This is a genomic window from Cytobacillus oceanisediminis (assembly GCF_007830235.1).
Taxonomy (GTDB): Bacteria; Bacillota; Bacilli; order Bacillales; family Cytobacillaceae; genus Cytobacillus; species Cytobacillus oceanisediminis.
This window is the reverse complement of the sequence record NZ_VLKI01000024.1, coordinates 26,755-48,249: the sequence shown is the minus strand read 5'-3', so window position 1 is coordinate 48,249 and position 21,495 is coordinate 26,755. Positions and strand designations below refer to the sequence as shown.

General features: G+C 42.2%; 13 protein-coding genes. 10 read left to right on the top strand and 3 right to left on the bottom strand.

The features are described 5' to 3' along the window. The first annotated feature begins 26 nt into the window (after positions 1 to 26). The 5 genes from IQ19_RS24265 to IQ19_RS24245 all read left to right on the top strand — a co-directional run bounded on the left by IQ19_RS24265 (position 27) and on the right by IQ19_RS24245 (position 8,825). Positions 27 to 1,487 carry an S-layer homology domain-containing protein gene (locus IQ19_RS24265; RefSeq protein WP_144545950.1) on the top strand — a complete coding sequence of 487 codons (1,461 nt, stop codon included), beginning with the start codon at positions 27 to 29 and terminating at the stop codon, positions 1,485 to 1,487. Positions 1,488 to 1,730: 243 nt separating this feature from the next. Further along, complete coding sequence (locus IQ19_RS24260) at positions 1,731 to 4,607, top strand: Ig-like domain-containing protein (RefSeq protein ID WP_144545947.1); 2,877 nt, start codon at positions 1,731 to 1,733, stop codon at positions 4,605 to 4,607. Between the two features lie 484 nt (positions 4,608 to 5,091). Then, positions 5,092 to 7,506, top strand: a complete 2,415-nt coding sequence (locus tag IQ19_RS24255) for an Ig-like domain-containing protein (protein ID WP_144545945.1) — start codon at positions 5,092 to 5,094, stop codon at positions 7,504 to 7,506. A gap of 154 nt (positions 7,507 to 7,660) precedes the next feature. After that, positions 7,661 to 7,966 (top strand): hypothetical protein, encoded by a 306-nt coding sequence (locus IQ19_RS24250; protein ID WP_144545943.1) that lies wholly within the window; start codon positions 7,661 to 7,663, stop codon positions 7,964 to 7,966. A 193-nt stretch (positions 7,967 to 8,159) separates the two neighbouring features. After that, positions 8,160 to 8,825 carry a hypothetical protein gene (locus tag IQ19_RS24245; protein WP_144545941.1) on the top strand — a complete coding sequence of 222 codons (666 nt, stop codon included), beginning with the start codon at positions 8,160 to 8,162 and terminating at the stop codon, positions 8,823 to 8,825. Positions 8,826 to 9,129: 304 nt separating this feature from the next. On the opposite strand, the gene IQ19_RS24240 is transcribed toward IQ19_RS24245, so the two are convergent. After that, positions 9,130 to 11,532, bottom strand: coding sequence for an S-layer homology domain-containing protein (locus IQ19_RS24240; protein ID WP_144545939.1), 2,403 nt, complete (start codon positions 11,530 to 11,532; stop codon positions 9,130 to 9,132). Positions 11,533 to 11,920: 388 nt separating this feature from the next. Between IQ19_RS24240 and IQ19_RS24235 the strand changes: the two genes are divergently transcribed. After that, a complete protein-coding gene (locus IQ19_RS24235; protein ID WP_144545937.1) occupies positions 11,921 to 14,161 on the top strand; it encodes an S-layer homology domain-containing protein in 2,241 nt (746 codons plus the stop codon). Between the two features lie 44 nt (positions 14,162 to 14,205). Here the strand turns inward: IQ19_RS24235 and IQ19_RS24230 are convergent, their stop codons facing one another. Then, on the bottom strand, positions 14,206 to 14,529 hold the full coding sequence (locus IQ19_RS24230) for a hypothetical protein (protein ID WP_144545935.1): 324 nt from the start codon (positions 14,527 to 14,529) through the stop codon (positions 14,206 to 14,208). Between the two features lie 211 nt (positions 14,530 to 14,740). Between IQ19_RS24230 and IQ19_RS24225 the strand changes: the two genes are divergently transcribed. From IQ19_RS24225 to IQ19_RS24210, 4 genes are all read left to right on the top strand, one after another. Then, on the top strand, positions 14,741 to 15,508 hold the full coding sequence (locus IQ19_RS24225) for a hypothetical protein (protein WP_144545933.1): 768 nt from the start codon (positions 14,741 to 14,743) through the stop codon (positions 15,506 to 15,508). A gap of 286 nt (positions 15,509 to 15,794) precedes the next feature. Continuing rightward, positions 15,795 to 16,349 (top strand): LysM peptidoglycan-binding domain-containing protein, encoded by a 555-nt coding sequence (locus IQ19_RS24220; protein WP_144545930.1) that lies wholly within the window; start codon positions 15,795 to 15,797, stop codon positions 16,347 to 16,349. Positions 16,350 to 16,672: 323 nt separating this feature from the next. After that, the gene (locus IQ19_RS24215; protein WP_144545928.1) at positions 16,673 to 17,254 is read left to right on the top strand and encodes a hypothetical protein; all 582 of its coding nucleotides are present in this window, start codon (positions 16,673 to 16,675) and stop codon (positions 17,252 to 17,254) included. Positions 17,255 to 17,625: 371 nt separating this feature from the next. Beyond that, on the top strand, positions 17,626 to 19,581 hold the full coding sequence (locus IQ19_RS24210; protein ID WP_158638899.1) for an N-acyl-D-amino-acid deacylase family protein: 1,956 nt from the start codon (positions 17,626 to 17,628) through the stop codon (positions 19,579 to 19,581). Between the two features lie 343 nt (positions 19,582 to 19,924). Here IQ19_RS24210 and IQ19_RS24205 read toward each other — a convergent pair whose 3' ends face one another. Next, positions 19,925 to 21,355: a YfcC family protein gene (locus IQ19_RS24205; RefSeq protein ID WP_242021115.1), complete on the bottom strand. Its 1,431-nt coding sequence runs from the start codon at positions 21,353 to 21,355 to the stop codon at positions 19,925 to 19,927. Between the last annotated feature and the right edge of the window lie 140 nt (positions 21,356 to 21,495).

The following is a 21,495-nucleotide window of genomic DNA, read 5'->3' as shown; positions in this document are numbered from 1 at the left end:
CTAGTAGAGCGGGGAGGGAGTAATGAGTGAAAAAAGTTATTAGTCTGTTAGCAATCTGCAGTTTGCTTTTAATAGCAGGTGCAGGAAATGTGTTTGCAAGCGGTTTTCCTGATGTACCGGAAGATAATCGTTTCTATGATGAAATAATGTATCTGTCAAATGAAGATGTTATATCTGGATATCCCGATGGCAGGTTTGCCCCTGGAGAGAAAGTAACCCGTGCGGCCGCTGCCATTATGCTCGGCAGGGTGCTGGGATATGACGAAACACAGAGAGAGACCGTTTTTCCCGATGTACCGAAAGACAGCAAAGCTTCAGGCTATATTCAGCAAGCTTATGAAAATAAAATTATATCTGGTTATCCAAACGGTGAGTTTAGGCCGGATAACTATGTAACCCGTGGGGAGATGGCGATTTTTATCGCAAGGGCCTATGCCCGAACGGAAGAGGAAGTAGTTCCTTTTAGTGATGTGTCTATTAATATGAGTGCGTTCTCCGCCATTCGCAAGATTATTGATTTTGGTGTAACCACGGGCTATCCGGATGGAACGTTTAAGCCGGATCTGGATTTAACAAGAGAGCAGTTTTCCGGACTTTTAGCGAGAGCTGAGAGTGATGAGTTCAGATTGCCTGTAGACACTTGCGGCTATGATGCTACAAGCCGTAAGAATCCTGATTTGCAGACCATGAACTGTCTTATCACAAAAGCAGCTGAAGAGTCGGCATTTCCGATTCCTCCAGAGATTGTAAAAGCAGTAGCATCCGTCGAGAATGGCGGATGGAAGCATTTTGATGAGAATGGCGAGCCGGTAATCAGTGATGACGGCGGCATCGGTTTAATGCAAATTACGAACACAGCCGGATATGATGTAGACAAATTGAAGTATGATCTTCATTACAATATAAAAGCAGGAATTGAATTCCTGGTTAACAATTTTAAGCGAGGGGATCTTCCAAAAATAAACGACCATGATCCGGCCGACCTTGAAAGCTGGTATTTTGCGATCATGGCCTATAATGGAACGGTTCCTGCCAATAGCCCGTTTTACCAGGAGACTGGTGAGGTGAACTACAATGCTTACCAGGAAAAAGTGTATAAGCAATTAAAAGACTTTGGAGCAGTGGCTGCCAATATCCGATCCATTCCAATGAAGACTGAGGACTTCCAATATGATCGCGATTCAAGTGAACCTATTCAATTTCATAAGAAATCCTATGTAATGGATGAGAGCCAGTTAACTACTACAAAGCAGCTTTTTGAAGTAGGTGAAACAGTAACGTACAAGGGATCTGGACTTCGATCCATTCCTAGTACGCAAGGAACTTTAATTCCGGTTACATCCACTGATTCTTTAAGAATTATCAGTGCTCCGGTATACGATGCCAACAAGGATTCCAGAAACCAATTTGTCTGGTATCCTGTGGAAGTGAGCAAAAACGGCAAGGTGGTTAAAGGATATATCGCTTCACAGTATGTGGTGAAGTAAAGGGACAAGGGGACAGGTACGCTGTCCCAATCCCGCTTGAATGAAAACAATAACCCTAATTCCTGCCAAGGAGTTAGGGTTATTTCATTTGAAATGGATCCTGATTGAAAGGAGAGGGACGAGGAACCTGTCCCCCTGTCCCATTGGAAAAAATTACAGCCCGGAATTCCCTATCATTTGGCGTATAATGGCAGTGTAATGTTTTTGTAACATAATTTTAAAGAATGATAGGAAGTGAAAAGAATGAAGAAGCTTAGGAAAGGATTGCCCTGGGCTGTTGCGGTGACATTGACCGTCAGCCAAACGTTTATTCCTGCAGGCATTATGGCCGGCACAGGGAACGGGTCTATAGCGATTGCCGCTGAGGAAGATCAAATCGTTAATATTCCCGATATGGATTTGAAAGCAGCCATTAACTATCTATTATATAAAATTCCTGGAGCAGATATAACCAAGAGTGAACTGGAGTCTTTTGAGACATTGGATTTGTCGGGTAAAAATATTCATAGCCTGGAAGGGTTGCAGTACGCGGTAAATCTTAAAGAATTAAGTTTGCAGTATAACCAATACATAGAAGATATAAGCCCAATTGCCAACTTGATCAATCTTGAAAAGCTATATATTTCTGATAATCAGATAGCAGATTTAAGTCCTTTGGAAAACCTTAATAAGTTAACTCATTTGGACATTTCGAACAATAACTTGTCTGATATCAGCTTAGTAAGCTCTTTTACCAACTTGACCTATTTGCATGCAGCTTGGAATCAAATAACCGATTTGCACCCATTGGCTAATCTGACTCATTTAACCAGATTGTTTTTAGATACGAATAATATTTCTGATATTAGCCCTTTGAAATCTTTGGTCAATTTAAGCATGCTGGGCTTATCAGACAATCATATTTCCGATTTAAGTACGATAGCAAATTTGCCAGAGTTGAGAACTCTTTATTTATCAGGCAACAATATTTCTGATATTAGTCCTTTGGCGAATACCAGACTTTCGAGTATTATTTTAGCAGATAATCAGATAGAGGATATCACACCTCTTGCAGGTCTTACATCCATGTACAGCTTGAATCTGACAGGCAATAAGATCACTAGTATTGAGGCTTTGTCAAATATGAATAGAATTAATCATTTGCAGCTTCGCGCTAATAAAATTAGAGATCTGAGCCCCCTAAAGTATATTCTTAATAATGTCGACCATCTGGATCTCGCTTATAATCTAATAACAGATATTAGTGTCATTGAAAATTCAGGTGCATATATTAGGGATACTATATATGAGGGGAACTTTATCCCTTATAAAGATAAGCAGTTTCAATTTATCATTCCTTCTCAATATCGCTACTTTGAATCCATTGGTGAAGGGCCAGTCGAAATTCCGATTCAATTAGAGTCTCCTAAGGATAGGGAGTTTGACCGCTCAAAGGGCATTATTTTCACAGTAGAATCAAAAAACGGGCGTGCTGAGGTAACCCTCACAGATGATGAAAAAATCACCATAAGAGGACTGTCTGAAGGGGAGGAAGAAGTTACCCTGACATTTGACAATCCGCAATTAAATCAGACCATCCAGATTGGACAAGTGGATTTAACAGCACCTGAGCCTCCTGTCGTGGAGCCGATTACAGATCAGTCGGGATACATTAGAGGAACGGCAGAAAAATACTCGGATATTCTGATTAAGATTGGCAGCAGCGTATACGAAACGGATACGTATAATGAAGGGGCATTCAGCTATACAGTCCCTGTTCAAAAAGCAGGAACGGCAATTGAAGTGTTTGCCAAAGATGGGGCTGGGAATGTCAGTCAAGCAGCTAAAATGACTGTAGAAGATGTAACAGGCCCAGGACTTTATTTTTATACAAGCCATGTGACAGATCAATCAACAGAAATAACAGGTAAATCCGAACTTGGCTCAAAAGTTCAATTAAAGGTTGAAGATACATTAATTGGAGAAACAGTAACGGATGATGAGGGCTTATTTAAAATCACATTCCCTGCTCAGAAGGCAGGCTCGCTTATAAAGATTACTGCAGCAGACGCTGCTGGAAACGAAAGCAAAAACTCCATGGAGGTTCGGGATGCCACACCTCCGGCAAAGCCGACTGTTAGTGAGTTTTCACATAATGTGATTACCGGAACAGCAGAGCCGAATTCGAATGTCCAAGTCCAAATCAATGGAGTCCATTATGGAGCGGATTGGGCCGATGCGGATGGGAACTATACCATTGAGGTACCTTCTCAGAAAGTGGGAACCAATATCGAGATTAGGGCGGTCGACAATTCCGGCAATGCCAGTGAAGCGACAGTCATAACCGTGAAAGATACCACTCCTCCTGAAAAGCCGGTTGTCGGTGATATCACAATATTGGATACGGCTATAAAAGGTATAGCGGAACCAGGCAGTACGGTCGAAATAAAGGCAAATGGCTCGACTCTTGGCCGTAATACAGCTGAGACCGATGGACAGTTTGAGATAAACATCCCACAGCAGACGGCTGGCACACAATTGAGCATTACAGCAGCGGATGCCAATGGAAATGTAAGCGAAGAAGTACTACTGACTGTTCAAGGAATCTCTTTTCCGGATGTGAGCAGCGAGCATAGATTTTTTAACGAAATCAGCTATTTAACAGGTGAGCTCGTGATTACAGGGTTTCCGGATGGGAGCTTCAGGCCAAATGCAACGGTCACCCGTGCGCAGGCTGCAATTATGATTGGCCGGGCATTAAAGCTGGACGGAGAACAAAGAGATACCATCTTCACAGATGCGGGTGCGTCCTTAAAGGCATCAGGCTATATTGCGGCAGCTACGGAAAGAGGCATCATTACAGGATTTCCTGATGGAACCTTCAGGCCGGATGCCCCGGTGACCCGCGGACAGATGGCGATATTCCTGGCAAGAGCCTTTGAATTAACGGAAGAAGCACCTGTAACATTCAGCGATGTTTCAAGTAAAAGCTCAAGCTATGAATATATTAAAAAAATCCTCGCAGACAGAATCACCTCCGGCTATCCGGATGGAACATTCAGGCCGGACCAGAACCTGATCCGTGCTGATTTCTCCGCTTTTATGGCGAGAGCGCTGGAGGAAGAATTTAAGATTAAATAGGGGACAAGGGGACAGGTTCTGTGTCCCAATCACTACCCGATAAATTGATCATATTTTGCAGAGATTTTTGCAGATCAATCGAACGCAGCCTTTAACCTTTCATATTATCCTATGTTTAATGCCGGTTCTATTGATCCCTGAATTTATCTAGTGGCGGTTCAGTAAGGAAATATGAAGGATTGCTCTGCAGAGGAGCTCATCATGATTTTTTAGATTAGAAATTAATAACCCTAATTTCTGCCAAGGAGTTAGGGTTATTTCCATTTCCATTTGAAATGATTTCTAGTGATAAGAAAGGGACAAGGGACCTGTCCCTGTGTCCCACTGTGTCCCATAATTTAACATTGAAGTAATTTACCAATCCTACTAATATATAACAAGGAATTAGTAAATTTTATCATCAATCATTTAGAGGAAATCCGCCAAATAGGTACTTTATTCGCTGTCCTGTCATTTAAAAAAATATATTTTTCGGAGGAAAACTATGCAATCTATTAAATCCTTTTCTATTACTTTACGGGTTTTGATTGTTTTTTCGATTATTCTCTCATTGTTTCCCTATCAAAGCGATACAGCGAGAGCTGCGGGTACGGTTGTTTCCGGTACCATTACGGAAAACACTGTCTGGAAAAAGGCGAATTCCCCTTATACAATGTCAGGGATTATTACGATTAACTCTGGTGTTACCTTAACCATTGAACCGGGTGTGGAGGTTATTGCCGGCCAGGGAATATGGTTCGATGTTAAAGGGAAGCTGAATGCAATTGGCACACCAGAGGATAGGATCATCCTAAAGGATGCCTATGTAAATGGCTGGGATTTCGTTAATCGGTCGATTCATTTGGAATATACAGACTTGTACCATGAAAGCTTCAATGGCGGATTCTTGGTCACATCATCCCGCCAAGATGTGACGCTGCGCCATAATCGTTTTAAGAACGGCCTGGTGCTAATAAATACGCCTATTAATACAACAGATGTTGAATATAACTTATTTACAAATGGTGCAAAGCTGGATATTGGAAACGGGAAAGGTCTAGTATCGGTTCGCCATAATACCTTTTTGAACGAAGGGTTCAGCAGCGAGGACGTTGTCATTACCAGCAGGGAACCAGATGGCGGTTTGCCCAATGTGGAAATAAACCAAAATAACTTTTTTGGATCAAATAAGATAAAAGTACGGCTAGACGGCTATAATCGCATTGTTTTTAACGGATTGGATAATTATTGGGGAACAACAGATTCTGATAAAATTAACGGAAGCATTGTCGATGTGCACGATAACATCAACTTCAGGGATCGGCTCAATGTCGAGGCCATTGCCTACAAGCCTTATAACAATGGTTACCCTCTAGGAGGCTTTTCAGCACCAAAGATCTCGGAAGTTGGGGATGCCGATATGGCAGTTAGCGGGCTTACTGACGCTGACAGCGCTGTCAAGATTTATAGGGGTGAACAGCTGATTCGCGAGGGGATGTCAGCTGATAATGGTCAATTTAACATTCCAATTCCGTCTCAATCTGCCGGAACTCTTTTATGGGTTTCTGTAACTGACGGCTTCGGGCGCCAAAGTAAGGGAACGGCAACTGTTAAGGACACTACATCCCCTGAGGTACCGATTGTAGATGATGTCAGCGATCTTTCTGAAAAGATAACTGGCAAAGCAGAACCTGGGTCAAGCGTAGTTGTAAATAAGGGATCGGAACAAATTGGCACAGCAGCAGCCAGAAGTGATGGCCTTTTTGAGATAGCGATCCAAAAACAGGCAGCCGGAACAGTTCTTACTGTCTATAGCAGCGACCAAGCGGGGAATTACAGTCCATCTGTCAGCCTGACAGTGAAGGATAAAACGCCTCCGCAAATGCCGGTCCTTGCATCCAGTAATATTACCGACCAAACAATCAGTGTGAGTGGCGCCGGGGAAATTGGATCTGTAGTCCTTATCAAAAATGGCACAAATACAATCGGGAGCGGAATTGTTAGCAAGGAAGGGATTTTCACTGTGGGATTCGACCCTCAGCCGGCAGGAAGCATCCTAACCATTTTAGCAAAGGATACTGCCGGCAACATGAGTGATTCCGTTACGGTTACGGTCAGGGATGTTACTCCTCCGGTTATTAAATACGTGAGTCCGGTTACAGATCAAAATAATATGATCTATGGTTTTGTAGAGGCCGGTTCAATCGTTACCATCAATTTAGGGGAAACAATCCTTGCAGAAGTTTTGACAGGAAGTGATGGTGTTTTCTTGGTTCAAGATATAAACCCTTTAGCAGCAGGGACCATTCTCACGATATCTGCTAAAGACAGTGCAGGAAATCTCAGCGATGCGGTGACTGTTACGGTTGGAAAAGAAGCTGTTAGTTCTTTCCCGGATTTAAGCAGCAGCCACCGTTTTTATCATGAAATCAGCTATTTGCTTGGAAGGGAAATCATTACCGGATTTCCGGATGGCACCTTCAGGTCGAACCAGACAGTAACCCGTGCACAGGCTGCCATTATGATCGGGAAGGCTTTGAAGTTTGATGGCACACCTAGAAATACAATTTTCAAGGATGTAGGCGCCTCCTCGAAGGCATCAGGCTATATTGCAGCCGCGACGGAAGAAGGCATCATCACAGGCTATCCGGATGGAACCTTCAGACCGGATGCTCCGGTAACCCGCGGGCAAATGGCCATTTTCCTGGCAAAAGCGTTTAAGCTGACGGAAGAAGCATCAGTTACATTCAACGATGTGTCTACGGGCAGCAAGAGCTATGACTCGATCAAAAAAATCCTCGCAGACCGGATCACAACAGGCTACCCGGATGGAACGTTCAGGCCGGACCAATCGCTCATCAGAGCCGATTTCTCCGCTTTTATGGCGAGAGCATTGGCTGAGGAATTCAAGGTGAAATAAAGAGGAGAGACAATTAGGGTGTACCTATACTATGTAATCAGACCAAATCTTATTGATTTGGTCTTTTTATTGCATAATTACAGAAAAATATTTCAATTATGGAGATATTTAGTTATAATTAGTGTAATATTACACTTAACGGAGGGTGGGCGAGTTGAAATTTAAAATTACCACTTTATTATCATTTTTTTTGGCGATTATTGCAGTCTGTTTCGGCATTGAATTTCATGACATGATGTATTGGGAAGGTTCTGAAAAAGGGATTCCGAAGACACTGGTGTGGTATTGGATTGGAGTTGGTTTAACTTATTTATCCATCCTGAGCTCATGCTTCTACATGTATAAGAGTATTAAAAATAAAGTTGTTATGGAAGAAACGGGTTTGATGATTATAGGAAGCATACTGAATTTTTTAACCTTTTTCTTCACATCAATAGCTGTTATTGCCTGGTTTGATTAATCATTTTCCAGTAATGAATAGGATTACATATTGGGACGGAGCCCAATTCTTGAGAAAGAATTAGCCGGATTTCATGGCGGTGTTATTTATTGATTTTCTTTAATTGGAAAATTTATAATATTTTGCTAAAACAACAACTTTTTCCCTTTCATATTCGTCTAAATAATATAAGGGAAGAAGGGAGAGGTCAGGATTGAAAAAGTGGTTTGCGATTTTATTTATGGTGAGTTTCTTTTTAGCAGCTGGAGCGTTTTATTATGAAGGAGCTCCGGAGAAAGTGGCTGCTGATGAAGAACAGGTGAAAGAAACAGATCAGCAGCAGGAAATGGACTCAACTGACTCTTCACAAGAAAATAGCGAACAACCAGTGACGGAAGTAACAACGGACTCTGATAACAATAGTGAAACAGCTGAAGAATCAGAAGCCGGCCAAATAAACTCAGAAACTGAACAGTCACAGAAAACACCGGCAAGCAATGAGAAAAAAGAAATTAAAGACACGATCGAGATTGATGGAACAGTGTATGTGCTAATTATGGATGAAAGCAAATATCCGAATATAACACATCTCATTGAAGCTGCCCGAAAATATAATGCAAAGCTTTATGGCATTCAGAATAGTGACGTTTTTGCAGTTGTGAAAGATGGAAAGGCCATTTCACATTTTAGTGTTGGCGGGATGAGTGTGCTGCCGGAGCATGCGGAGTTCGCCAAAATCAAGCTTTCCGAATATAAAGGAATCGCTCATAACATTGATTTGGTCAACGAAACCAAAGCAAAGGTAACAGTTGAATGGAGTTCTTCAGCTTTTTACAGTGTTGAATATAAGGATGGCTGGATCGTCATCTATTACAATTAAAAAAATCCCTTCTCAATCGAGAAGGGATTTACCTATTTATTTTAAAGGCACCGGCTTTTCCAGGGCCGGCGCCTTAAGCGATGGTTGATCTTGGTAACCCATAATGGTTTACCAACCAAAGCCTTATCGTACTTTATTTATACCATTGCTTGTCGAAAGACGTCGATAGTGCGATTTGTTTATTTTAATAGAGGGGTATTGTACCTAGATGGACGAAAAGAAAGCAGCCTGAACATTGGCACAGGCTGCTTTATCTTGCTTATAGACTAGATGCTGATGGCAGCATCTCGATAGATATTTGTCCCTACTTTAATTCCTTTTCGTGTAATTCCATTTCTTCTTCTTCAAGAAGATCCATGTTTCTTTCTTCCAGCAGCTTCAGGTCTTGGTCGTTCATTTCCTCTTCCGCCAGAAGTTCGAGTTCATCCTTTTCCAATTCACTTGCAGCACTAACAGAACCGTACCCTTCAACAAGATGGCCAAAGCCCTGTTCTTTCAGCATGTCGATGATATTGGATTTAATCGGCTGTCCGGTGCTAACCAGGTATTTGGTTTTTGACGTGATCATTTTGTCAAAAATAGCGCTGCGCGGCTGGCCGATTTCTTCGAATAACGTTTGGCTCTTCAGAAGGTCAACCAATGTCAGCCATGCATAGTCTCTTCCGTTAAACTCCAGTTTTCCATTCACCTGATACCAAAGGTCGCCATCATCACGTACCCAGCGGGGATATAAATATTCAATCGCAGCTTTGATCTCTCTTGCGGTACGATAATATTTTTCATCCTTTGTATGCTGATAGGTTTCAATCAGAAAGCGCATCTCACCCAGTGCGTGATTCAAAGAGACATGGGTTGTCTGGCTTCCAGGTGCGTAATAGTCAGCGATTAAATGGCTGGAGGTCGTTATTTTTATAATGTTTCCGATGGCTTTTTGGTTAACAAGGAAGTCCGCATATTTCCTGTTGGCATCTGCCAGCTCACGGATATTGAATGCTTCGCCGGCACCTTTTAGGAATAATGCCGTATTTTCATTATGGCGTGTATCGATATAAGGAGCTGTCGTTCCATAGGCCCTCTTCAGCCATGTGCTGGTATATTCTGTTTTAAAGACCGGAACATCGCCATTTCGGATAGCGCCATTCGTAAAGACATCAAGATCGGCAATGGAATTCATGACTAGATTATAGAAATATCTTTCATTAGATCCATTATAGGCGCGCAGATAGATTCCGCCTTGAATGTACCCAAGGTTACGGCCAAATGCCATTTTATATCCAGGTTCTACCGACCATGGAAGTTTTGTATAAACTCCTTCAGCCGTCAGCCATTTGTTGATGGTATGGTATTCATCTATGCTTCTCTTAAACCAGTAATCTATATAAGACTGGTCTTCAAAAAGCTTTTCGTTTGAGAGCAATACCCAGCTTTCAGAAATGGCTTTGCTCGTTACCTTCATATTCAGCTGCATAGAGACAGCCTTTGAAGCAGTATCCTGGTGGATTTTATAGCTCTCATATTCATCAAGGAACTCTCTTACTACCGATTTTTGGCCATTGGCATAAGCCTGTTCCCGCTTAATGGAGGTATAATTCTTGCTCATCATGATATTCGCCCGGGTCTGGCTGCCGTTCGCAACATTCAGGATTCCAATCGGATGTGTAGAAGGGTCGATCCCATACGTATTGTTATGCTCATGTACTACTTTGCCGTAAGAATCATAGCGCTGCACTTTATAGGAGGAAGCCTGATCAAATGGGAGAATAATAGAAGCAGAATAAGTATTGTCTCCATTATGCTCAAACTTGGCAAACACAAAGGTATCGCTGTTATCCACTCTTCTTAAAGTAACCTTTAGTGTACCTAAAGGCTTATTTGGAAAACCCATATCGTAATAATAGTTATAATCCTTTGACTTGATATGGGTAAACACATCCGAACGCTTATAATGAAGCGGCACGCCAGCCGTATTCATTCTTACTTTTACTTTATTGCCATCCCCTAATGGGATTTGCACTTCAGAGGATGATAGATTCACAGACTTCCCTGGTTCGCCCACGGGCGCCGGGGGATCTGTTGGAGGATCGGGATTTTCGTCAGTGATCTCACCTAATAAGACCAGCATCCGATAGACAAATACAGCTGATTCAGCCCGCGAAGCGGGGGAGGAGTGATCAATCCGGTTGTCGCTTGTTCCAAGTACGACACCATAGTGCACCATCCGTTCAATCGATTCCCTTGCGTAGGCAGGGATGGATCCCTGGTCCGTAAAGGTTAAATTCGCTTTTTCCGGAAAGTCTCCTTTCAGCTGAAGGGCTCTGTCGATCATGACCGCGACATCCGCTCTTGTTACTGGCTCATTCACAAGGCCATAGCCGTCAGTAGTACCGAGAATTAGTCCGGCCTTTTTCGCTGCAGCAACATCAGCAAAGAGTTTGCTGCTTTCAGGAACATCCTTAAATGCCGAGTCTCCTGGAGGAAGATCCAGTGCCCTCACTAGAAAAGCGGCAAATTGCCCCCTTGTCACATTTGCGTCAGGACGAAAAGTTCCATCTTCAAATCCGGAAATCACACCCTTATCTACTAAAACGGTAATCTGTTTTTTTGCCCAATGATTTTGAATATCCGACAATTCCCCTGCACTAGCCGGTGTCAGCCCTTGAAACAGGAAGAGAACCAGGGTTAGTGCAAGTATGACTTGTTTCTTCATTTCTACCTCCATTTTTGTAAAATTAAATATTTGTTACAATTTTTATCCAATTGAAATTATAACGTAACTTTATTGGTAATAGGTTGGTAATTTGTAGAAATTATATAAATAGAGGGGACAAGGGCACAGGTACCGTGTCCCAATCTCGCTTGAATGAAATCAATAACCCAAATTCCTGCCAAGGAGTTAGGGTTATTTCCGTTTGAAATAAAACCTATGAAAAGAAAGGGACAAGGAACCTGTCCCTCTGTCCCAAAAGGGCCATTTTATTCTAAAATAGCAATTGTATAAAAATATCTGTATAAGAAATAAATTCCATATTTTACAACGAGCTTTTTTTCTAAAAATCTATTAATATTTATTTGATAAATAGTAAGGAGGAACGTACTTGCAGCGGGCTTTTAAGGTGGTTTTAATTTTCTTTCTTTTGTTGTCCATTCCGGTGCCGTCTTACAGCAATAAAGCAGAGGGGGCGACTTTGTTCCCTGATGTAACCAGTTTCCGTGAAGAAATTATCTTTTTGACAGAGAGAGGTATCATTAGCGGCTATAAAAACGGAAACTTTGGACCGGATGATCCAATTAAGCGGATCCAGGCTGTCCAGATGATTTTAAGGGAATTGGGTGTTCCGGTTGGAGATGCTCCAAACCCTGGTTTTACGGATGTGCTTCCTGGAAGTCCGGGTTATGATGAAATTGCCAAAGCGACAGAGCTTGGCATTATCTCCGGAAAAGGGGATGGAACCTTTGATCCCCACGGGAAGCTGACAAGAGGTCAGATGGCGATCATTCTTGTCAATGCCTATCATTTGATGGGCACGTACTATACCGGCTTTAAGGATGTGGGTCCTTCAGCGAAGTCCTATCCATTTATTCAGTCCATCGCGGCCCACAATATTACGGCAGGGTATACCGATGGAACCTTCCGTCCGAATGAAATCATGAAAAGGGCACATTTTGCGGCCTTTATGGCACGATTTTTAAATGAGAATTTCAAGCCGTTCAACATGACAACAGCACCTGTGCGCAGTACTGAAGATATTGCGATGCATGAGCAGAGCGTAGTCATGGTTGAACTGTATGATGAGAACGATGAACTCGTATCCCAGGGCAGCGGCTTTATTGTAGCTAACCAGCTTGTTGCGACTAACTTCCATGTGATTGCCGGCGGAACTTACGCCATAGCGGTTACAGCAGATGGGGATGAAATTGAGCTTGAGGGAGTCGTCGAATACGATGAATACCAGGATATCGCGATTCTTAAGCCGGTGGAGCGTATCGGATATCCGTCCTTGCCATTAGCAAGCTTCAGTGCTGTGAAAAAAGGCGAAAAGGCAGTCGCAATCGGCAGTCCGTATGGGCTGCAGAACACGGTTTCCGAGGGGATCGTCTCCGGGAAGCATGTCTTTGAAGACGATATGGGTTCATCAAAAGTAATTCAGACGACAGCGAAAATCACATTCGGAAGCTCCGGCGGTCCGCTTTTAAATATGAAGGGCTTTGTCATGGGTGTAAATTCATTTGGCTATGAAGACTTGAACTTTGCGGTTTCCACTGATTATGTCAATGAAATGGTGGCAGATTATAAGCCGGTTGATTTTAAAGCGATACCAGTAGAAAGCTTCACAAATATGCCATATGAGGATGAATGGGATGAGGAAGAGGTAGAGGAAAACCGTCCGGATCCAATTGATTTGGAACCGCTCCAGGGTACCAAGCAAACATTGTCGGATTTTTTCCTTGATGCGGTACATGATGATGAACTGCCTGTTGTCTATGGAATTAATGATAGCGGCGCCTTAGTTTCCGTTAATTATGAAACGAAGAGCATTAAAAGGCTGCCGTTCAGTCTGCCGGCAGAAAGCATTTTTTATGCAAACGGCGAGCTTTATGTCACCCTGTTAAAAGGGGAGCATAGCTCTTACTGGTGGGAAGAGGACCAGGAGGGTGCGATTGCCATCGTAGATCCTGCCACTTTCCAGATTAAGAAGTACTTTGATATTAAAATGGATCCATATGATATCGTGGCGGATGATCAATATTTCTATGTTTCATCCGGCTCGGGCCAATGGACCAACCTAACAAGCTTTAATAAAGAAACCGGTGCAGAAGTCTCTTCAAAAATGATTTATGAGCAGAGTGAACTCTTTATGCACCCGAATAAAGATCGCATCTATGCCATCGACAGAGGCTTAAGCCCGAGGGACATGGATGTTTATATGATCAAAGATGGTGTGATAACCGGAAGCTATGATTCTCCTTATCACGGTGACTACGAGCTTGATACGGATATGACTATCTCTCCGGATGGACGCTTCTTGTTCAACAATGCCGGAACCATTTTCAAATCATCTCCATTAAAGGAAGCCAATATGCAGTTCTACACCGATCTGGGCACACCTTTTTATGACGCAGCTTTTAATACGGACCTGACACAATTTTACCTGGCGATTGGTGACCGTGTTTATGTCTATGATTATGAGAGCTTTGAGCTAATTAAAACCTACAGCATGAGCGGTGAAGGCTATTTCCTATTTAACCATAAAGGAAATCTGGTCGTTCTGGGAGAAGAGCAGTCGCCGACGACGGGGATTTGGAAAACGTTTATTATGAAATCTACCATACAGTAAGAACGGAAAGAAGGCAGAGAAAATCTGCCTTCTTTTTTATGGTATTAATACATTTTTCCACTAATAAAAGGAATGATGACCACTGCAATTGAACAGGCAAGAATGGCCCAAAAGGTAAGAGACCCCAGACGGTCCTTTAATAGGATACGTGCTGCGCCTTTATCTTTTGAAAATCGTGTCCGCAATAGTGTGGCTATGCTGAACAGGATAAAGGAAACTCCCATCCAGACAATTCCGACATTCCCAATAAACCTTATTCCGCTAAGCTCATAAATAGGCTGAAGAATATAGTTTGTTAACAGAAACCCTGCTATTAAGAAAAGGATGAGTTCCAGCAGTGAAAACAGATATAGCTTAAATAGGGCCAACAGAATCCCTCCCGCCAGTATATTTGTTAAATAATAGCAAATTAAGGAAATTTACTCAATATGCTTTAGGGTTTATATTTTTGGATAAAATAGGTAAATAAGACTATTTATGGGTTAATTATCTAGAACTGGTTGAATTTGTAAAAATATTTTATATAATAAAAAAGAATCATAGAGAGATTCAAATAAACCATACTATTGGAGGAGAAACATGAGATCAGTAAAGAAAAAAATCAGTTGGCTGGCCGTATTTAGTATTTTGGTATTGCTCCTTTCATCCGTGCTTCCACTTTCAGCAGCAGCAGCGCCGCAAGATCCGCAAACCTCACCTTTGAGTTCACCGAAAGCCTATATGAAGTATCTAAAAGACTACTCGATTGATGATGCATATGAATCTGGCATTACAGATGAAACGGCTGCAGCAGAAGCAGTGGAAGATGCTGAAGCTACATTAGAGGAATTTAAGAAACTATCCAAAAAGGAAAAAGAGAAGTATTTAGCTATTTTAAATGATCCAGAAATTCTGGAAGCCGTTTTTACTGGGGAAATGGACAAGCTTGATAAAGAAACAAGAGAAGATATTGAATGGACAGAAGAAAAAACAGAAGAACAGTCCAGTGAAGATGGGATGGTTAGTATCAGTGCCCTTACACACACCATTTCTGGGACGGGAACGATGTGGGTACTGGGTGTTCGTGTTACAGAGTATAAAATAGTCGGGACTTATGAATATAATAGCTATGGAGTAACAAGTGCGGTTAAAACGCAAGCCTATGTGAACCGCAACTGGAACCCTACAGTCGTAACAGACCTATCCAATAAAGACCACTATGTAAGCGGTGGAAAATACTATGGAGATGCGATCTTCTACTATAAAATTGGATTAGGCTCTCTGGGAATTGTGCAGCTGGGCAACGTCTTTATTGGCATAGTAGGAAGCAAGTATGGCAAATACTCCGGCTATTTCTATACAAGATAAGATGAAGAAACTAATCTTACTTTTGCTGGCTGTGGCAAGCATCCTATTGGTGTTTGCTGTTTTAGGGGTAATGGCCTTTAAATCAATAAATTAGTTGATTTTTGGTTCAGAAAACTCTCCTGAAATCGGGAGGGTTTTTCTGATGAGATAAATCGTTTCGGTAAAAAACATTACAATTCTATTAAATTCGATAAAAACTGTAACAAAAAAAGAGTTTTACTGAAATCTTCCTGTTATCTTACGATGTTAATATGTTCCTATCAAGGGACATAAAGGAGATAACATTTTGAAGAAACTATTAATATACTTCGTTACAGCAGTTTTTCTAACGTTTGGATTTTCCAATGTCACTTCAGCCGCCGGAAATACGTATACCGTAAAAAAAGGAGATACACTTTGGGCCATCTCCAAGAAGCATGATGTTACGGTTCAGCAAATTAAATCATGGAATAACCTGAAATCAGATACAATCAAGCCTAATCAAGTGCTAAAAGTAACTGCAGCATCAGCACCTAAAAAGACAGCTGTAAAAGCTGCATCAACTAAATCCTACAAAGAAATTACAGTTACAGCTACTGCTTATACAGCCAGCTGCTCAGGATGCAGCGGCATCACATATACAGGCATCAACCTTAAAAAGAATCCTTATGCTAAAGTCATTTCAGTAGATCCAAATGTCATTCCGCTAGGTTCAAAAGTCTATGTACCTGGTTACGGAGAAGCCATTGCAGCAGATAAAGGATCAGCCGTAAAAGGCAACAAAATCGACGTCTTCATTTCAAACAAACAGCGTGCCCTTCAGTGGGGAAGCAAGACTGTTACTATTAAAGTTTATAAGTAAATAGATGAAAAGAGAGTTTCCTGAGGAAACTCTCTTTTTTGTATATGATGTTCGATGATGAAGGTATCACTGTTTTCTTGAGCCAGGCTTCAGCATTCGACAAAATTCGGGCGGTACCTGGTACCAGTTTTTAAGAGAGGGGTGTTCAGTGAGGCAGCAATTTTGAAACTCCCCTTTTTAAAAGATTGTACCGAGATCGAATTTAATTGCTTTTTTACTCTAATAGTTAATTATCACTTCTTAAATAAATGTGTAAAAACATTATTCCTTCCAATCTATCAAGTGCATATAATAAATAGATTCATGAAAGGAGGTGATGTTTCTTGGCAGAAAAACCTTCAAAAACAGTGTGCAGGACTTTTCCAAGCAATCCATTTTCTTTTAGAACAGGTGATATTGAGATTGATCCAGGCCCTGATAAAGCACACCCTTATCCTTCTACTATTACCGTTTCAATTCCAAGTGCCTTAAGTGTCATCGCTAAGGTAACGGTCACGCTTTCCGATTTTAGTCACAGCGCCCCTGGTGACTTGGATATCCTGCTTGTTGGACCGGATGGGGTAACCAATACTTTGCTCATGTCTGATACCGGGTCCGTTTTCCTTGTATCCGACCTTACATTAACATTTGACGACAATGCAACAAGTCTTCTTCCTGGTCTTAGTTCATTGCAGTCAGGTGTTTATAAGCCAACCAATTATGAAACTATAGAAAATCTCCCCGCTCCTGCACCTCAGACATCTCCAAGCGTTAACCTCGGGAACTTTATCGGAATGAATCCGAATGGCACCTGGAGCCTTTACGTAAGAGACGATGTTCCCGGAACGCATGGCGGTTTTATTGGAAGTTGGTCATTGACAATAACCACGCCCGAAACTGAAGAATGCACCACGGCGATATTATAAAATGTCCACTATTGCGATTATGGTAGAGGCACTCTTTAAAAAGACAGAGATATTCTTTGTCTTTTTTCTTGCTAAAAAAACTCCAAACTATCATAAGAAACCACAAAAAGGACTGAGAGGAGTCCTTTTTTATTTGGCAATACCAATATTTTTCTAAGTTTGGTTCTTACGAGTAACCTGGACTTATTTACTAGCTCATTAGGAAAATATTAGGGGGGCGAAATTTTCAGTCTTAGTTAATTAATATCAATTATTATCTGAAATATTAGAAAAATTAGTAAAATGTGATAATGTTAGTTTGTTAAAAATTGGAGATAGAGGGGGCGAAAAGGGTCGTTTGGTTTAGATTGAAAAATAAGGGAGGCATAAAGGTGAAAAGGTTAAGCAAAAGTTTTCTGTCGCTAACATTATCTGTTGTTTTGCTTGTGGGAATTTTATTTGTAGGATACCCTCAAACCGGCCAATCAAAGGAGAAATCTAAACAGGAATTTGATTTGATCCTTCAGGGTGGCACGATTATTGACGGTACGGGTTCAAAGCGCTATAAGGCCGATATTGGAATATCTGACGGGAATATCCAATCGATTGGAAACTTGGATGGAGCAAGTGGAAAAAGTGAAATCAATGTAGCGGGTAAAATTGTTTCTCCAGGGTTTATTGATATGCACAGCCATGCGGATACTGACGTACTAACAACGGCAAAAAGCTCATTAACCCAAGGGGTTACGACTGAAATGATAAGCCCGGATGGTGGAGGTCCGGTTGATCTTTCCTATATGTCCGAGCTGGAGGAAAAGGGTCTGGCCATCAATGTGGGAAGTTATATTGGGTTTAATTCAGTTTGGGAGGAGGTAGTGGGGTATGACGATCGCCGTGCCACTTCTGAAGAAATATCCGATATGCAGTCACTAATCGAAACAGCTCTCCAAAAAGGAGCCTGGGGAGTTTCTGCAGGCTTATTCTACGCTCCGGGAAATTACGCGAAAATAAAGGAAGTCATTGATGTTGTCAGTGTGGCCGAAAAGTGGAGAACGAATTTTCCCAATCACATCAGAAATGAAAATTATCACGTTCTTGAGGCAACCGCGGAAACGATAGAAATAGGTGAAAGTGCAGGAATCGTCCCGGTTATTACCCATATGAAGGTAATGGGTCCGAGCAACTGGGGAAAATCTCTGGAAACGATTAAAATGATTCAGGATGCCAATAAGCGGGGAACCTTTGCAGCAGCAGATCAGTATCCTTATTTGGCTAGCCAAACAGGCTTAACAGCGATTGTTCCTCAATGGATACAGGATGGCGGCCGGGAAGAGATGCTTAAACGCTTTGCTGATCCTGCCATGCGCACACAAATTGAAGAAGAAATTCATGACACGATTGCAAGTAGGGTAAGAGACGCTGGTGATGTCTACTTCCCGACAAAGCAAACAACATTAGGGGATATAGCCGCGGAACAAGGTGTTTCACCTGGAGAAGCGACTATGCAGATCCTTGAAAGAGAAGGGAACATAAGAACCATCTATTTCTTTGGCCACCAGGAAGATTTCGAACGGATACTTAAAAACCCTACGACCGCCATTGCTTCTGATGGTGGAGCGACTGTTTCAAGCAGCACCCACCCGAGAAGGTATGGAACTAAGCCAAGAGTTTTAGGGAAGCTTGTGAGAGAAGACGGGTTATTATCTTTGGAAGAAGCTGTTCAAAAAATGACCGGCCTTCCTGCGAATATCATAGGAATGGTTGACCGCGGATTTATTGCCGAAGGGATGGTAGCTGATATTACGGTATTTGATGCGGATACAGTAACCGATAAAGCCACTTTTGATAATCCTAAACAGTATGCGGAAGGGATTGAGCATGTGATTATCGATGGGCAATTTGCGATAAAGAACGGGGAACCAACGGGTGTCCAGGTAGGAAAAGCTCTTGAGCGCAGCTATGACATGCCAAGCCGGCCAATGAGCTTCAATGAGGCTCATAAAGTTTCAGCAAAAGGCCAGCTTGTTAATGATAAAGCTCATGGGCCTAAGGTTAATATCATGGTTGAACAAAACGCCGATCAAACACAATCTAAAGCTAAGCTTCAAATTATCGACAAAGAGAACAATGTACATATTAAACTTGATGAACTTGGATTCCTGCAGACCTATAAGGGTTGGGCAAGCTTTACTGGAACAGTTAAATTAAAGCACTCCGAAAAGTCCGTCCCTGTTCTTGTTACGATTGATGAGGAAGATCCGTTTACTGGGAAAGAAGCAATTCGAATTAAGGTTGGTGAAGATTATCAGTATAGCGGTACTTTAAAGGGAAAATTAAAGGTAGATTAATACGTGTTAGTGCAAATTGTTAAACCACTTAAGGCAGAGAAATTCTCTGCCTTTTTTCTGCTTTCCTCAGAATAAAATTTGTAAACTGCTGGAATTTTTAAGCTTTTGGCCGATAACAAAAATATATTGTATTAGCAGGAGTTCATCATGAAGATACTTCTATACGGTCGAGGAGCTATGCCATCTGGGTTGTTAGATGAGACAAAGGCTCAAAAATTAGCTGAATACCTGTTAAATATAGAATTTGACTATAATTAAAACAGAACGAAGAGAGTCCCCTGCGAGGGAGGCTCTCTTTTTTAATACAATTCGGCAAAATTCGGGTGGTACCTGGTACCCGTTTTTACACCGGGCCCCAATTTATCAAAACTCCCACGCTCAGCATGATCACCGCAATGACACACCAGATGAGAAACAGCGGCAGCATCCATTTTGCCCACTTGATCCAGGGGACCCCGGCTACAGCGAGACTTGCCATGAGCGGTCCCGAGGTTGGGAAGATGCTGTTGGTGAAGCCGTCGCCGAATTGGTAGGCTTGGACAGCGACCTGCCGGGTGATGCCGATCATGTCTGCAAGCGGGGCCAGTATGGGCATGGAGATCATGGCTTGGCCGCTTCCGGATGGAACCAGGAAGTTCAGTACAGCGTTGGAAATGAACATTCCGATTGTTGCCAGTATGGGTGATAGTCCTTCAAGAGGAATGGATAAAGCCTGTACAAATGTATCCAGAATACTGGCATCCTCCATCACAATCAATATCGCACGCGCTACCCCGATGATCAGTGCTCCATAGACAAGCTTTTGACAGCCTTCCAGGAAAGTCAGGGCTACTTGATTATAATTCATGCCGGCCATGATGCCGGAAACGAGTCCGATAATGATAAAAAAGGCGGCCATGTGATCAATCGTCCATTTAAATTGGATGGTCGCGTATATAAAGAATAGAAGGGATAATCCAACAAAACCCAGGATTAGCTTGTGGCGGGCTGTAAAAGGTGCTTTTAGATTCTCCTCAGCAGAGGAATCTTCAGCAGCCACCCCAACAAGACTTTTGGAAGGGTCATCGAGAACCTTCTTGGCATAGCGCCATGTGTACAAAATGGTAGCTCCAACAATAACAGCAAAAGCGATCAGCCTAAGAGCCATTCCGGAGAATAAGGGGATATCGGCAATCGATTGGGCAATGCCGACAGTATATGGATTTAAAAATCCGACATTAAAGCCGGCAAAGGTGGCACCAAAAGTAATTGAAACCGCAACAAGTGCATCCAGCTTCAACGCCCTCGTAATAATAAGTCCGATTGCCACAAAAGGAATAACGGAGTTTGCTACAGCCCCAACGGCTCCGCCCAGTGCAAACAAAACGGAAACAATCGCAATCAGCCAAAATTCCTTTCCCTGTGTTTTCGAAACAGCGCGAAGGATTCCTCCTTTTATTGCTCCTGATCGTTCAACTACCTCAAAAGCTCCGCCGGCAAATAGGACAAGGAAAATTAACCCGCCCGATTGAACCATACCTGTCTGCAGGGCGAGAAAAATATCCATAAATCCGGCTGGATTCCCTTCCGTTTCTGCATAGGTGCCAGGGACTACCCGTTCTACCCCATCAACTGCCTCCCTTTCAAACGAGCCGGCGGGTACAAGGTATGTAGCGATGACGGCTAAAAGCAAAACAAGGAAAAGGATGACATAGGTGTCCGGCATTTCCCATTTTTTCTTTTTGCTTGTTTCTGTCTTTAGACTAGGGTCTGACGTCGTTGTCTGTGCATCCAATTTTCTTAAATCCCTCCAAAATCGTTTTTCTTCCCACTTTATTGAATTAGCAAAATAAAGGAAGTTGGTGTCTATTATAGAGTTATCTTTCTGATTTTTCAAATTGTTATAATTTTCCGACCTGGATGGAGCAGAACGGC